General features: G+C 61.7%; 14 protein-coding genes. 10 read left to right on the top strand and 4 right to left on the bottom strand.

Features of this window, described 5'->3' with window-relative positions:
- The first annotated feature begins 105 nt into the window (after positions 1 to 105).
- The 8 genes from AB4O01_RS02210 (at position 106) to AB4O01_RS02175 (ending at position 7,169) form a co-directional block, all read left to right on the top strand.
- On the top strand, positions 106 to 783 hold the full coding sequence (locus AB4O01_RS02210; protein WP_460090539.1) for a thermostable hemolysin: 678 nt from the start codon (positions 106 to 108) through the stop codon (positions 781 to 783).
- Complete coding sequence (locus AB4O01_RS02205; RefSeq protein WP_460090537.1) at positions 773 to 2,254, top strand: AMP-binding protein; 1,482 nt, start codon at positions 773 to 775, stop codon at positions 2,252 to 2,254. The genes AB4O01_RS02210 and AB4O01_RS02205 overlap by 11 nt, the downstream gene beginning before the upstream one ends.
- Positions 2,251 to 2,925 (top strand): TenA family transcriptional regulator, encoded by a 675-nt coding sequence (locus AB4O01_RS02200; protein WP_460090535.1) that lies wholly within the window; start codon positions 2,251 to 2,253, stop codon positions 2,923 to 2,925. Before AB4O01_RS02205 ends, AB4O01_RS02200 begins: the two co-directional genes overlap by 4 nt.
- Positions 2,912 to 3,721, top strand: coding sequence for an SDR family oxidoreductase (locus AB4O01_RS02195; RefSeq protein WP_116255406.1), 810 nt, complete (start codon positions 2,912 to 2,914; stop codon positions 3,719 to 3,721). Before AB4O01_RS02200 ends, AB4O01_RS02195 begins: the two co-directional genes overlap by 14 nt.
- On the top strand, positions 3,718 to 4,362 hold the full coding sequence (locus tag AB4O01_RS02190) for a tetratricopeptide repeat protein (RefSeq protein WP_414894042.1): 645 nt from the start codon (positions 3,718 to 3,720) through the stop codon (positions 4,360 to 4,362). The genes AB4O01_RS02195 and AB4O01_RS02190 overlap by 4 nt, the downstream gene beginning before the upstream one ends.
- Before the next feature lie 11 nt (positions 4,363 to 4,373).
- Positions 4,374 to 5,036, top strand: coding sequence for a response regulator (locus AB4O01_RS02185; protein WP_007910671.1), 663 nt, complete (start codon positions 4,374 to 4,376; stop codon positions 5,034 to 5,036).
- Positions 5,033 to 6,448, top strand: coding sequence for an ATP-binding protein (locus tag AB4O01_RS02180; protein WP_427119268.1), 1,416 nt, complete (start codon positions 5,033 to 5,035; stop codon positions 6,446 to 6,448). Before AB4O01_RS02185 ends, AB4O01_RS02180 begins: the two co-directional genes overlap by 4 nt.
- A gap of 157 nt (positions 6,449 to 6,605) precedes the next feature.
- Positions 6,606 to 7,169: an N-acetyltransferase family protein gene (locus tag AB4O01_RS02175; protein WP_460090533.1), complete on the top strand. Its 564-nt coding sequence runs from the start codon at positions 6,606 to 6,608 to the stop codon at positions 7,167 to 7,169.
- 94 nt (positions 7,170 to 7,263) lie between these two features.
- Here the strand turns inward: AB4O01_RS02175 and arsH are convergent, their stop codons facing one another.
- The 4 genes from arsH to AB4O01_RS02155 all read right to left on the bottom strand — a co-directional run bounded on the left by arsH (position 7,264) and on the right by AB4O01_RS02155 (position 9,873).
- Positions 7,264 to 7,956: an arsenical resistance protein ArsH gene (arsH, locus tag AB4O01_RS02170; RefSeq protein WP_093437161.1), complete on the bottom strand. Its 693-nt coding sequence runs from the start codon at positions 7,954 to 7,956 to the stop codon at positions 7,264 to 7,266.
- A 12-nt stretch (positions 7,957 to 7,968) separates the two neighbouring features.
- Positions 7,969 to 8,439: an arsenate reductase ArsC gene (locus AB4O01_RS02165; RefSeq protein WP_093437157.1), complete on the bottom strand. Its 471-nt coding sequence runs from the start codon at positions 8,437 to 8,439 to the stop codon at positions 7,969 to 7,971.
- Positions 8,440 to 8,452: 13 nt separating this feature from the next.
- A complete protein-coding gene (locus AB4O01_RS02160) occupies positions 8,453 to 8,800 on the bottom strand; it encodes a metalloregulator ArsR/SmtB family transcription factor (RefSeq protein WP_460090531.1) in 348 nt (115 codons plus the stop codon).
- Positions 8,801 to 8,973: 173 nt separating this feature from the next.
- Entirely contained in the window at positions 8,974 to 9,873 is a 900-nt protein-coding gene (locus AB4O01_RS02155; protein ID WP_099758677.1) for a LysR family transcriptional regulator, read from the bottom strand.
- Positions 9,874 to 10,006: 133 nt separating this feature from the next.
- On the opposite strand from AB4O01_RS02155, the gene AB4O01_RS02150 reads away from it, so the two are divergent.
- Together AB4O01_RS02150 and AB4O01_RS02145 are read left to right on the top strand one after the other, a co-directional pair.
- On the top strand, positions 10,007 to 11,671 hold the full coding sequence (locus tag AB4O01_RS02150; RefSeq protein WP_460090530.1) for a GMC family oxidoreductase: 1,665 nt from the start codon (positions 10,007 to 10,009) through the stop codon (positions 11,669 to 11,671).
- A gap of 134 nt (positions 11,672 to 11,805) precedes the next feature.
- A complete protein-coding gene (locus AB4O01_RS02145; protein WP_095047447.1) occupies positions 11,806 to 13,428 on the top strand; it encodes an MFS transporter in 1,623 nt (540 codons plus the stop codon).
- Positions 13,429 to 13,458 lie beyond the last annotated feature (30 nt).

Genomic DNA, 13,458 nt, shown 5'->3' with positions numbered 1-13,458 from the left:
GAGAGTCTGAAGACAGAGCGTCAGGTTAACCTTTTTTCACCTTCAGACTTCGTTAAGAAATGCCTCCGATACTCGCCTCAAACCATTGAGGGAGGCGTTCTGCCCATGCCCGAATTTGACTGGAACATCCCCCTGCCCCTGCGCTTCGGTCAAGCCGAAACGCCGCAGATGACGTTGACCGGTGCCCGGCCCGACGATGCCCTGCGAGAGCCGTTCGAAGCCTTTATCCAGCAACGTTTTCGCAAGGCCCATGGCGCCGACATCCGTCATTTCATGCCCGAGCTGTTCGGCATGCACAACGGCGACGGTGAGTTGTGCGCCGTGGCCGGGGTGCGACGTGCGCATCTCGAACCACTGTTTCTCGAGCGCTATCTGGATGAGCCGATCGAGCCGTTGATCAGCGCGGCGGCAGATCGCCCGGTCGAGCGCAGCGCCATCGTCGAAGTCGGCAACCTCGCCGCCAACGACACCGGCAGTGCGCGCCTGAGCATCATCGCCATCACCTACCTGCTGGCCATGGGCGGTCTGGAATGGGTGACGTTCACCGGCAACATCGGCCTGGTCAACAGTTTCCATCGTTTAGGTTTGAAGCCAGTGACATTGTGCGCCGCTGACCCGGAACGATTGGGTGACGAGCGTCAACACTGGGGCAGTTATTACGAAAGTAAACCTTGGGTGCACGTCGGCAATATCCGCGCCGGGTTCATCCATTTGCGCAATATCGGCCTGTTTACCCGCCTGGGTTTGCCGAGTTCGATTGAAGGAGCCTGTCATGTCGCTTGAACTGCAACGCTTCCAGGAAACCCTGCGCGACCATGCCCGGCGCAATGACAACGCGACAGCCCTGTGGGGCGACACGTTGAAACTCGATTACGCCACGCTGTACGCCGAGGTGCTCTATCGCCAGGAGCGCCTGCGCGATGAGCAAGCGCGGGTGATTGCGCTGGCGTTGGACAACGGCGTCGACGCGATGCTCTGGGATCTGGCCGTGCTGTTCGAAGGCTTGACCTGCGTGACGCTGCCGCCGTTTTTCAGTGCGGCGCAACGCGCTCATTGTCTGCAGCAGAGCCAGGCCGAACGGGTGATCGCCGAGCCTGAACTGGAAGCCGAACTGCTCGCGGCTGGCTATGAACAACGTGGCGAGTTCTGGTGCCGCGCGTTCAGTGGCCCCAGTCGCATGCCGGCCGGCACCGCGAAACTCACCTTCACGTCCGGCACCACCGGCACGCCGAAAGGCGTGTGCCTGAGCGCCGAGAGCCTGCTGCGGGTGGCACGGGAGCTGGATCAGGCCAGCGAAGCGACCGGCCCGCAGCATCATCTGGCGCTGTTGCCGTTGGCGATCCTGCTGGAGAACCTTGGCTGTTACGCCGCGCTGTATGCCGGCGCCATGTTGAGTTTGCCGAGCCAGAACACCCTCGGCATTCAGGGCGCTAGCGGCGTCGAGATACCGCGTCTGCTCGGTTATCTGGCCAGCCGTGCACCGGAGAGTCTGATCCTGGTGCCGCAGTTGCTGCTGTTGCTGGTCAGCGCCGCCGAGCAGAAAGCCTTCGCCCCGCAAACACTGCGCTTTGCCGCTGTCGGTGGTGCGCGGGTCTCGGAGGATCTGCTGCACCGCGCGCAACGGGTCGGGCTGCCGGTTTATGAAGGTTACGGCTTGTCCGAATGCGCTTCGGTGGTGTGCCTCAATCGCCCCGGCGCACGCCGCCCCGGCAGCGTCGGCCGACCGTTGCCGCATGTCGAAGTGCGGCTGGCCGAGGACGGCGAAGTGCTGATCAAGGGCACGACGCTGCTCGGTTATCTGGGCGACGCGCCGTACGCCGAGGAATGGTGGCCGAGCGGTGATCTGGGCGAGTTCGACCCGGAAGGTTTTCTCTATCTCAAGGGCCGCAAGAAGCACCAGTTCGTCACCAGTTTCGGGCGCAACGTCAACCCGGAATGGGTCGAGTCCGAGCTGACCCAGCGTCGCCACATTGCCCAGGCGTTCGTTTACGGCGAGGCCTTGCCGCGCAATCACGCACTGCTCTGGCCACATCGTCCGGACTGCACCGATGCCGAACTGGCCGCTGCCGTCGCCGAAGCCAACGAGGCTTTGCCCGATTACGCCCAGGTGCATCAGTGGACGCGCCTGTCGCAACCCTTCACCGCCGCCAATGGTTTGCTCACCGCCAATGGCCGCCCGCGCCGCGACGCCATTGTCGCGCAGTACCACGCCCAATTGACCGAATCCGCTGTTTCCGAGGAGTCCGCATCATGAGTTTTTTTGACACCCTGCAAGAAGCCACGCAACAGGAACGCCACGAACTGTTCAACCTGCCGATCATCGTCGATGCCCTGCAAGGCAAGGTCAGCCTCGACAGTTATCGGGCGTTTCTCGCGCAGGCGTATTACCACGTGCGCCACACCGTACCGCTGATGATGGCTTGCGGCGCGCGCCTGCCGACGCGTCTGGAATGGCTGCGCAAAGCGGTGTGCGAGTACATCGAGGATGAATACGGCCACGAACAGTGGGTGCTCAACGACATCGCCGCGTGTGGCGGTGATCGTGATGCGGTGCGCGACGGTCAGCCGTCGTTGTCGATCGAGCTGATGGTCAGCTTCCTTTACGACCTGATCGCCCGGGGCAATCCGGTCGGTCTGTTCGGCATGGTCAACGTGCTCGAAGGCACCAGCATCGCCCTGGCCACCCACGCGGCGGGCAGCATTCGCGAGCGTCTGGCGTTGCCGGAAACGGCGTTCAGTTACTTGAGTTCCCACGGTTCGCTCGATATCGAGCACATGCAAACCTATCGGCGCCTGATGAATCAGTTGGAAGACCCTGCCGATCAAGCCGCCGTGATCCATGCCTCGAAAGTCGTCTATCGCTTGTACACCGACATGTTCCGTGGCTTGCCGCGTGACGCGGAGGCTCAACATGCAGCTGCGTGAGGCGCGGGTGGTGTTGACCGGTGCCAGTGGCGGCATCGGCCTGGCCATCGCCGAAACCTTGTGCGCTGCCGGTGCCCACGTGCTGGCGGTGGCGCGGCATCAAGAGGCACTGGCGCCGCTGCTCAAGCGCTACCCCGAGTCGTTGTGCTGGGTCGCGGCTGACCTGACCTTCCTCAGCGATCGGCGCAAAGTGCTGGTCGCCGCCGAAGCCATCGGCGGCATCAACCTGCTGATCAACGCCGCCGGGGTCAATCACTTCGCCATGCTCGAACAGCTGGATGACAGCGACATCAATGCGATGCTAGCGGTGAACATCAGTGCGCCGATGTGCCTGACCAAACTGCTGTTGCCGCTGCTCAAGCAGGCCGACAGCGCGATGGTTGTCAACGTCGGTTCGACCTATGGCTCGATCGGCTACCCGGGTTACGCCAGTTATTGCGCGACCAAATTCGCTTTGCGCGGGTTTTCCGAGGCGCTGCGCCGGGAGCTCGCCGACACCCGCGTCAGCGTGCTGTACGTCGCGCCCCGCGCCACGCGCACCTCGATGAACAGCGCCGCCGCGCAAGCGTTGAACGACGCGCTAAAGGCCAACGTCGACGATCCGCAAACCGTGGCCTCGGCGGTGATCCATGCGATTGCCGGTGATCGTCGCGATCTCTACCTGGGCTGGCCGGAACGCTTCTTCGTCCGCCTGAACAATCTGCTCCCGCATCTGGTGGATCGAGGCCTGCGCAAGCAGTTGCCGCTGATCCGCCGCCTCAGTGAAAAACCTGACAACGAGTCGCCAAAGCCATGAAAAAACTATCCGCATGCCTGTTGCTCGCTGCCCTGAGTCAAAGCGTCTGGGCGCTGGAACCGGCCGACCAGCAACGTCTCGAGGGCATCCAGCAGAGCTGGGCGCACATCCAATATGAAGTGGCGGAAAAACAGCGCGCCGCCGCGTTCGAGCAATTGGCCAGCGAGGCCAACGCGTTCACCACGCAGCGCCCGGCGGTTGCCGAAGCGTGGATCTGGAAAGGCATCGTCACCAGCAGTTGGGCCGGTGCCGAGGGCGGCCTCGGTGCCTTGGGCAAAGCCAAGGACGCCAAGGCCGATCTGGAAAAATCCCTGACCCTCGACCCCAAAGCCCTGCAAGGCTCGGCCTACACCAGCCTCGCCGCGCTGTATGACCGCGTGCCGGGCTGGCCCATCGGTTTCGGCGACAGCGACAAGGCCGAGCAACTGCTCAAGCAAGCCTTGCAACTCAACCCCAACGGCATCGACAGTCTGTACTTCTGGGGCGATCACCTCTACCGTCAGAAGCGCTACGCTGAAGCCAAAGCCGCGCTGCTCAAAGCCCAGCAAGCGGCGCCGCGCCCGGGCCGGGAAAGTGCCGACGCCGGGCGTCGCAAAGAGATCGCCGCCCTTCTGGTGGACGTGAACAAGAAACTCGACTGACAGGAGTCCGCGTGCGTTTATTACTGGTTGAGGATGATGTGGCGCTGGGTGAAGGCATTCATCAGGCGCTGGGCCGCGAGGGTTACACCGTCGACTGGCTCAAGGATGGCAGCAGTGCGTTGCATGCGCTGCTCAGCGAAACCTTCGATGTCGCTGTGCTCGATCTCGGTCTGCCGCGCATGGACGGTCTGCAAGTGCTGCGCCGCCTGCGCGACAGCGGTTCGAATCTGCCGGTGCTGATTCTGACTGCCCGCGACGCTACTGAAGACCGCATCGCCGGGCTCGACGCCGGGGCCGACGACTACCTGATCAAACCGTTCGACCTGGATGAACTTAAGGCACGCTTGCGCGCCTTGTTGCGGCGCAGTGCCGGGCGCGCCCAGGCGTTGATCGAGCATGCCGGCATCAGCCTTAACCCCGGTACCCAGCAAGTCAGCTATCAGGGCCAGCCTGTGGCCCTGACGCCCAAGGAATATCAGTTGCTGCACGAACTGCTGTCGCCACCGGGCCGGGTGATGACCCGCGATCAATTGATGCAACTGCTTTACGGCTGGAATGAAGAAGCCGAAAGCAACACCCTCGAAGTGCACATCCACCACCTGCGCAAGAAGTTTTCCACCGACCTGATCCGCACCATTCGCGGTGTGGGTTATCTGGTGGAGGAGCGTCGATGACCTCGATCCGCCGCCGCACGCTGACTCTGATTATCGGCCTGTTGCTGGCCGGCCTCGCAGTCCTCAGCACCTTCAACCTGCACGACAGCAATCACGAAATCGCCGAGGTCTACGACGCGCAATTGGCGCAGAACGCGCGCCTGCTGCAAGGCGTGATGCGCATGCCCCTGGCCAGCAAACAGCACGCCGAACTGTACCAGGCGTTCAACTCGGCGCTGGGCGAAGCGGTGCCGCGCGGCGACGGTCATCCTTATGAACGCAAAATCGCCTTTCAGGTATGGAATCCTGCCGGTGATGTGTTGGTGCACACCGCCAGCGCACCGTCCTTCAAGGCCCCACCGACGCAGCCCGGCTTCAGCGATGTAGTGGACCTGAACAATCGTCACTGGCGCGCCTTTCTCCTCGAAGACACGCAAAACAACCTGCGCATCTGGGTCGGTGAGCGCGACGATGTGCGCGCCGACCTGGTCGACCGCATCGTCCGCCACACCCTGTGGCCGAACGTGATCGGCAGCCTGCTGCTGGCAGCGATGGTCTGGCTGGCCATCGGCTGGGGCCTCAAGCCGTTGGCGAACATGGCCGAGACCCTGCGCGCCCGTCACAGCGGTTCGCTGGAACCGTTGCAACTGGCGCCGCTGCCCAGTGAGCTGGAACCGATGCAGGCGGCGCTCAACCGTATGCTCGCGCAAATTCAGGAAGTGCTTGGCCGAGAACGGCGCTTTATCGCCGATGCCGCCCACGAAATGCGCACGCCGCTGGCGGTGCTGCGGGTGCATGCGCAGAACCTGCAGGAGGCTGGCACCGAACAGGAGCGCCGCGAATCGCTGGCGTTTCTGATCGCCGGGGTCGACCGCACCAGTCGCCTGGTCAACCAGTTGCTGACCATGGCGCGCCTGGAACCGAAACCCAACCCGCCGCCGCTGCAATCCATCGACCTCAGCGAAACCGTGCGCAACAGCCTGGTGCAACTGACGCCATGGTTGCTGAGCAAACACCTGGAGCTAGCCTTTGAAGACAGCGCCCAGCCGTTCAACATCATGGCCAGCCCCGGCACGATCGACATTGCCCTGAACAACCTGATCACCAACGCTGCGAACTTCTCCCCCGAACACGGCGTGATTACCGTGCTGCTCAGCCAGGCCGATGGGTTTTATCACTTGAGCGTTGAAGATCAGGGGCCGGGCATTGATGAAGCGGACCGGGCGCGCTTGTTCGAGCGTTTCTACAGTCGCGGCAATGCCCAGGGTGCGGGGCTGGGGCTGACCATCGTCAACACCATCGCCACGCGATTGAGCGGGCGAATCACTCTGGTCAATCGTGCCGAAGGTGGCCTGCGCGCAACGTTGTCGATCCCCGACGGGCAACCGCGCACCGTTGGGCAACGCAGCACTCGCGAGCCGCCGCAGATTTGAGTCTGATTGCGACGCCAGGAGCGCCATCACCCGGTAAAAACAGTGGCCGCACGTCGTAATCTGATCCAGATCAGTTCCCGGGGCAAACATCGGCGTAGAACAGAGTTAGCGCACTCCCCTGCGCGTTGCTCGTTCAGCCCCGATGGAGGCTCAGCTCATGCTCACTGTCAAAGACCACAATGACCGCGCGGCGCCGGCCTATGCCGCGCCCCCCGGTGAATACTGGATTGAGTCGCTCAAGGATGGTCGCCACGTCTTGATCCGCGCACTGGCCGCCAAGGATCGCGAACGCGAATACGCGTTCATCAAACGCTTGTCGCCCGAGTCCCGACACCTGCGCTTTCTCGCGCAGATCAGTGAGCCCGGCACCGCGTTGCTCGATCAGTTGATGGACGTCGACTGCAAGCAACGCGCGGCCTTCATTGCACTGGCTCACGAAAATGGTCAATTGATCGAGATCGGTATCAGCCGCTACGCCGCCACGGGCGAACAGGATTGCGAGTGCGCGGTGACGGTCGCCGATGAGTGGATGCATCTGGGCCTGGCCACGCTGCTGATGGAACACCTGATCAAGACCGCCCGGCACAACGGTTTCAAGCATCTGTATTCGGTGGATTCGGCCAGCAACACGGACATGCGCGACCTCGCCCGATCACTGGGCTTTGAAACCCACAGCGATCCTGACGATGCCCACCAGGTCATTCATCGCCTGAGTCTGTAGCGCCATTCCTGCGCCCCGTACCCGCCAAAGGTGCGGAGCGAGGCGCCCGCCGTTGCCGCACGTGAACGCAGCAGACCCTCGTTGCGGGACGGCCTCAGATCGAACGCTGGTTGACCCGTGCCATCAGTTGCTCGGCGCTTTCCTTGCGCTCGGAATAACGGTCAACCAGATGCGCCTGTTGATCGCGCAGCAGCACGGTGAACTTCACCAGTTCTTCCATCACATCGACCACACGATCGTAGAACGGCGACGCCTTCATCCGCCCGGCGTCGTCGAACTCCATGTAGGCCTTCGGCACCGAGGATTGGTTGGGGATGGTGAACATGCGCATCCAGCGGCCCAACACGCGCAACTGGTTGACCACGTTGAACGACTGCGAACCGCCGCAGACCTGCATCACCGCCAGGGTTTTGCCCTGAGTCGGGCGCACGGCGCCGAGTTCCAGCGGGATCCAGTCGATCTGCGCCTTGAACACGGCGGACATCGCGCCGTGCCGCTCTGGCGAACACCAGACCTGACCTTCCGACCACAGCACCAGCTCGCGCAGTTCCTGCACCTTGGGATGGTCGACCGGAGCGTCGTCGGGCAGCGGCAGGCCGGACGGATTGAAGATCCGCGTTTCGGCACCGAAGTGTTCAAGCAGGCGCGCGGCCTCCTCGACCAGCAGACGGCTGAACGAGCGTTCGCGGGTCGAGCCGTAGAGCAGAAGGATGCGCGGTTTGTGTTCGCCCAAAGGGGACGCTCCTTCGAACAGCGAATGATCAAGATGGGGCAGGTGTTCTGACATATGTCCTCCAGCTCAGAGAGAGCCGATACGATCCAGCTCACGCTGGAGATCAGCGCGGCTGAGTGCTTTAAATGGCAGGCCGAGAAAGGTCGCGCAGCGCCGTTCGATGATCGCCAGCGTGGCAGCAAACGCCGCGTCCACGGCGACATCGTCGCCGATCACATCCGAGGGATCTGCCAGGCCCCAATGGGCTTTGAGCGCGGGGCCGAAGTACACCGGGCAGCTCTCACCTGCGGCCTTGTCACAGACGGTGATGACAATGTCTGGCGGATTGTCTTCGAACGCGTCATTGCCCTTGCTGGATAAACCATCGATGGCAATGCCAGCCTTTTGCAGCGTCGACAGGCTGCGTGGCAACACTTGGCCTTTGGGGAAACTTCCGGAACTCACGGCCTCGAATCCGGGGCGCGCCAGATGATTGAACATGGCTTCGGACAGGATGCTGCGGCAGCTGTTGGCCGTGCACATAAACAGGACTCGCATGTTTTCTCTTTCCTCAGCAGCAGGCAGCTTCGCGAACCGGACGCCCGTCCATGTTCTGCAGGCGGGCGGCGTTGTCCTTGAGCCAATCGGCGTTGGCTTTGGACGTCACTTGCAGGATTTCGCGAACCCACGCATGAAGATCAGGGTTGAGGCGGTAATAGACCCATTGCCCCTGACGGCGATCGAGCAGCAAACCATTGCTGCGCAGTTGCGCGAGGTGGCGGCTGATTTTTGGCTGGCTGTCGCCGAGTGCGCACATCAGTTCGCAGACGCAGAGTTCACCTTGATCGGCGATGAGCAGCATGGCGCGGACGCGGGTTTCGTCGGCGAGGCTCTTGAAGACTTCGGTGGGGGTGATCATGGGACGGGCTCAATACATACGGAAAATCGAATATACGGATATCCATATATAAATCAACTTTGAATTTGTAGCCCTCCCTGTAGGAGTGAGCCTGCTCGCGATAGCGGTATGTCTGTGAGTCAGATGTCGACTGGCACACCGCTATCGCGAGCAGGCTCACTCCTACAAAGGATCTACGGTTGGCGGGACTGTCCGCGTAACAAGCCCTGCTCCGCCTCACACAACCCCACCACATAATCCCAGACCACTCGCAGCCGCACCGACTTGTGCAACTCGCGCCGGGTGCTGATCCAGTAGCTGCGCTCGATGCTTTCATCCGGCAGCAACGGCACCAGATCGGGATCCGATTCGGCCATGTAGCAAGGCAACACCGCAATGCCCAATCCCGACCGCGCCGCCTCCTGCTGCGCGATGACGCTGGTGCTGTGAAACACAACCCGAGGGCTGCGGCAGAAGCTGTTGAGAAACATCAATTCCTGGCTGAACAGCAAATCATCGACATAACCAATCCACGCATGCCGCCCAAGGTCTTCGCGGCTTTGCAGTGGCGGGGCTTTATCGAGATAGCGTTGGCTGGCGTACAACGCGAGTCGATAGTCGGTGAGTTTGCGCGTGACCAGCATGTCCGCCGCCGGGCGCTCCAGATGGATGCTGATTTCCGCCTCACGGTTGAGGATGCTGACGAAGCGCGGCACCGCGACCAGTTCCACTTCCAGCCCCGGATAACGCTCGAACAAGCCGATCATGCGGCTGGCGAGAAACTTGATGCCCAGCCCTTCGGTGACGCCGACACGAATCTTGCCCAGTGGCGCAGTGGATTGGGTGATCTCTTCCTGCGCCAGCAACGCCACGTTTTCCATCGCCTCAGCATGCTTAAGCAGCGCCTCCCCTGCCGGGGTCATTTCGTAGCCTTGGGCGTGCTGGACGAACAGCGCGGTGCCGAGGCTTTTTTCGATGGCTTCGATATGGCGGGCAACAGTGGCGTGGGTGGTGTTGAGGCGGCGGGCGGCGGTGAGCAGGCGGCCGCTGCGTTGCAGCTCGAGAAAAAACCGCAGGTCGTTCCAGTCGAACATGGCGTGTCCTTGTCGGCTATGGTCAATGCAGGCTGTTTAAAAACGCACAGCGGCTGCGCAAAAACTAACATTCTTTTAACGAAAGCTAACAACTAGAGTGTCCGACAATAAAAACAAAAAGCGAGGTCAGGGAATGCAGACTTCCCTTGATGAATACGACTTCATTGTGGTCGGCGCCGGCCCTGCCGGATGTTTGCTGGCCAATCGACTGTCGGCGGATCCGCAGCAGCGCGTGCTGTTGCTCGAAGCCGGCGGGCGCGACAACTATGCGTGGATTCACATTCCTGTCGGTTACCTGTTCTGCATCGGTAACCCGCGCACCGACTGGTGCTTCAAGACTGAACAACAACCGGGCCTCAACGGCCGCGCGCTGAGCTATCCGCGCGGCAAAGTGCTGGGCGGTTGCTCGTCCATCAACGGCATGATCTACATGCGCGGCCAGGCCAACGACTACGATGGCTGGGCGGCCGAGGGCAATCCGGGCTGGGCCTGGAATGACGTGTTACCGCTGTTCAAACAGAGCGAAAACCACTTTGCCGGTGCGGCTGAATTCCACGGTGCCAAGGGTGAATGGCGGGTCGAACAACAGCGCCTGTCGTGGCCGATTCTGGATGCGTTTCGCAGTGCGGCTGAGCAAAGCGGCATCGCCAGCATCGACGACTTCAATCAGGGCGACAACGAGGGTTGCGGCTACTTCCAGGTCAATCAGAAATCCGGCGTACGCTGGAACGCGGCGAAGGCGTTTTTGAAACCAGTACGCGAACGGACGAATCTGACGGTGCTGACCGGGGTTGAGGTGGATCGGGTACTGCTGGAGGACGGACGCGCCTCGAAGGTCAGCGCGCGTCACGAAGGTCAAATCAAACAGTTCAAGGCACGCAAAGAGATCATCTTGTGCGCCGGTGCCGTTGGATCGCCGAGCATTCTGCAACGCTCCGGGATTGGTCCTCGGCCGCTGCTCGAACGCTTGGGCATCGGCGTGATTCATGAGCTGCCGGGCGTTGGCGGCAACCTGCAGGATCACCTGCAACTGCGCCTGATCTACAAACTGGAAAACGCGCGAACGCTGAACCAGATCGCCGGCAGCGTCTGGGGCAAGATGGGCATGGGCCTGCGCTATCTGTATGACCGCAGTGGGCCGCTGTCGATGGCGCCGAGTCAGTTGGGCGCGTTTGCGCGTTCGGGGCCGGAGCAGACTTCGGCGAATCTTGAATACCATGTGCAGCCACTGTCGCTGGAGCGTTTTGGCGAGCCGTTGCACAGCTTTCCGGCGTTTACCGCTTCGGTGTGCGATCTGCGTCCGCAGAGTCGTGGGCGCATCGAAATCCGATCGGCGGATCCACAGGAAGCGCCGCTGATTCAACCCAATTATCTAAGCCATCCCGAAGACCTGCGCGTGGCAGCAGATGCCATCCGCCTGACCCGCCGCATCGTCAGTGCCCCGGCCCTGCGCGCATTCAAACCGGTGGAATATCTGCCCGGCGCCAGCCTGCAAAGTGACGAAGAATTGCAGCAAGCGGCGGCGAAGATCGGCACGACGATTTTCCACCCGGTCGGCACCTGCCGCATGGGCAATGACGGCGATGCGGTGGTCGACGCGCAGCTGCGCGTGCACGGTGTGCCCGGTTTGCGCATCGCTGATGCTTCGATCATGCCGCGCATCACCTCGGGCAACACCTGTTCGCCTACGCTGATGATTGCGGAAAAGGCTGCTCAACTGATCCGCAATTCCAAAGCTACAAACACCGTACCTGTGGGAGCGAGCTTGCTCGCGAAAGCGCTAGATCATTCAACATAGAGGTTGACTGACAGGACGCCTTCGCGAGCAAGCTCGCTCCCACAAGGATTTGCATCCCATTCAAGGCATCGCGCATCACCCGGACACGCAACACCAGTGGAACAACAAAAACAATCACTGTGAGGGATACCGATATGTCAGAACACGTTCAGCCGCTGGACGCCGTGCGCAGCGCGGAGACCAGCCCGGATACACGCAAAGTCATCTTCGCTTCCTCACTGGGGACGGTGTTCGAGTGGTATGACTTTTTCCTCTACGGCGCCCTCGCGGCGGTGATCAGCAAACAGTTTTTCGCCGGGGTCAACGACACCACGGCGTTCATCTTTGCGCTGATGGCCTTCGCCGCCGGCTTTATCGTGCGGCCGTTCGGGGCGCTGGTGTTCGGTCGGTTGGGGGACATGATCGGGCGCAAATACACCTTTCTCGCGACAATCATTCTGATGGGCGTCGCAACGTTCTGCGTCGGTCTGCTGCCGACCTACGCCAGCATCGGCATCGCCGCGCCGATCATTCTGGTGGTGCTGCGCATGCTGCAGGGCCTAGCGCTCGGAGGTGAATACGGCGGCGCTGCGACCTACGTGGCCGAGCACGCGCCGATTGGCAAACGCGGTTTCCACACCAGTTGGATTCAGTCCACCGCGACCCTCGGCCTGTTGCTGTCGCTGCTGGTGGTGCTCGGTTGCCGCTACTTCACCGGCGATCAGTTTGAAGTCTGGGGCTGGCGGATTCCGTTCCTGCTGTCGATCGTGCTGCTGGGCATTTCCACCTGGATCCGCCTGAGCCTGCACGAGTCGCCGGCGTACCTGAAAATGAAAGAGGAAGGCAAAACCTCGAAAGCGCCGATCCGCGAATCTTTCGGCAAATGGGAAAACCTCAAGGTCGTGTTGATCGCCCTGTTCAGCATTAACGCCGGGCAAGCGGTGACCTTCTACGCGGCGCAGTTTTACGTGCTGTTCTTCCTCACCCAGTTCCTGAAAATGGACCCGGCGGTGGCCAACACCTTGCTGATCATCAGCGTGGTCATCGGCGCGCCGTTCTTCATCTTTTTCGGCTGGCTGTCGGACAAGGTCGGCCGTAAACCGGTGCTGATGCTCGGCTTGCTGCTGGCCACGGCGCTGTATTTCCCGATCTTCAAATCCCTCGCGCACTACGCCAACCCGGCGATCGATCAGGCCAGCCGTCAGGCACCGATCACCGTGCTGGCGGATCCGGCGACCTGCACCTTCCAGTTCGATCCGGTGGGCAAAGCCAAATTCGACAGCCCGTGCGACAAGGTCAAAACCTTTCTGGTCAAACAGGGCCTGCCCTACTCCAGCGCCGCCGCCCCGGCCGGCAGCGCCGTGCAAGTGAGCGTCGGCGACGTCAAGCTCGATGGTTTCGACGAGGCCGCACTGCGCGGCGCGATCACCCTCGCCGGCTACCCGCAACAGGCCGATCTGCAGCAGATCAACAAGCCAATGATCGTCGCCCTGATCGTGGCGCTGATCATCATCTCGGCGATGTGCTACGGCCCGCTCGCGGCGCTGATGGTCGAACTGTTCCCGACGCGTATTCGCTACACCTCGATGTCGCTGCCGTACCACATTGGCAACGGCTGGTTTGGTGGATTTCTGCCAACGGTGTCGTTCGCGCTGGTGGTGTACACCGGGGACATTTTTTATGGGCTGTGGTATCCGGTGTTGATTACCGGGGTGAGCCTGGTGGTGGGGATGATCTGTTTGCGTGAGACGAAGAATATCGATCTCGACAAGAACTGAAACTCAACCAGGCAACTCAATCGGCGAGGA

This window comes from Pseudomonas sp. S2_E02, assembly GCF_054668355.1.
Note: the sequence above shows the minus strand (reverse complement) of the source record. Positions and strands in the feature narration are given on the sequence as shown.

Bases quoted from the DNA above. Each gene is read 5' to 3' on its own strand.
- AB4O01_RS02195 (WP_116255406.1), top strand. From the start codon at position 2,912: ATGCAGCTGCGTGAGGCGCGGGTGGTGTTGACCGGTGCCAGTGGCGGC.
- AB4O01_RS02200 (WP_460090535.1), top strand. From the start codon at position 2,251: ATGAGTTTTTTTGACACCCTGCAAGAAGCCACGCAACAGGAACGCCAC.
- AB4O01_RS02180 (WP_427119268.1), top strand. From the start codon at position 5,033: ATGACCTCGATCCGCCGCCGCACGCTGACTCTGATTATCGGCCTGTTG.
- AB4O01_RS02210 (WP_460090539.1), top strand. From the start codon at position 106: ATGCCCGAATTTGACTGGAACATCCCCCTGCCCCTGCGCTTCGGTCAA.
- arsH (WP_093437161.1), bottom strand. From the start codon at position 7,956: ATGTCAGAACACCTGCCCCATCTTGATCATTCGCTGTTCGAAGGAGCG.
- AB4O01_RS02165 (WP_093437157.1), bottom strand. From the start codon at position 8,439: ATGCGAGTCCTGTTTATGTGCACGGCCAACAGCTGCCGCAGCATCCTG.
- AB4O01_RS02160 (WP_460090531.1), bottom strand. From the start codon at position 8,800: ATGATCACCCCCACCGAAGTCTTCAAGAGCCTCGCCGACGAAACCCGC.
- AB4O01_RS02205 (WP_460090537.1), top strand. From the start codon at position 773: ATGTCGCTTGAACTGCAACGCTTCCAGGAAACCCTGCGCGACCATGCC.
- AB4O01_RS02145 (WP_095047447.1), top strand. From the start codon at position 11,806: ATGTCAGAACACGTTCAGCCGCTGGACGCCGTGCGCAGCGCGGAGACC.
- AB4O01_RS02175 (WP_460090533.1), top strand. From the start codon at position 6,606: ATGCTCACTGTCAAAGACCACAATGACCGCGCGGCGCCGGCCTATGCC.
- AB4O01_RS02155 (WP_099758677.1), bottom strand. From the start codon at position 9,873: ATGTTCGACTGGAACGACCTGCGGTTTTTTCTCGAGCTGCAACGCAGC.
- AB4O01_RS02190 (WP_414894042.1), top strand. From the start codon at position 3,718: ATGAAAAAACTATCCGCATGCCTGTTGCTCGCTGCCCTGAGTCAAAGC.
- AB4O01_RS02150 (WP_460090530.1), top strand. From the start codon at position 10,007: ATGCAGACTTCCCTTGATGAATACGACTTCATTGTGGTCGGCGCCGGC.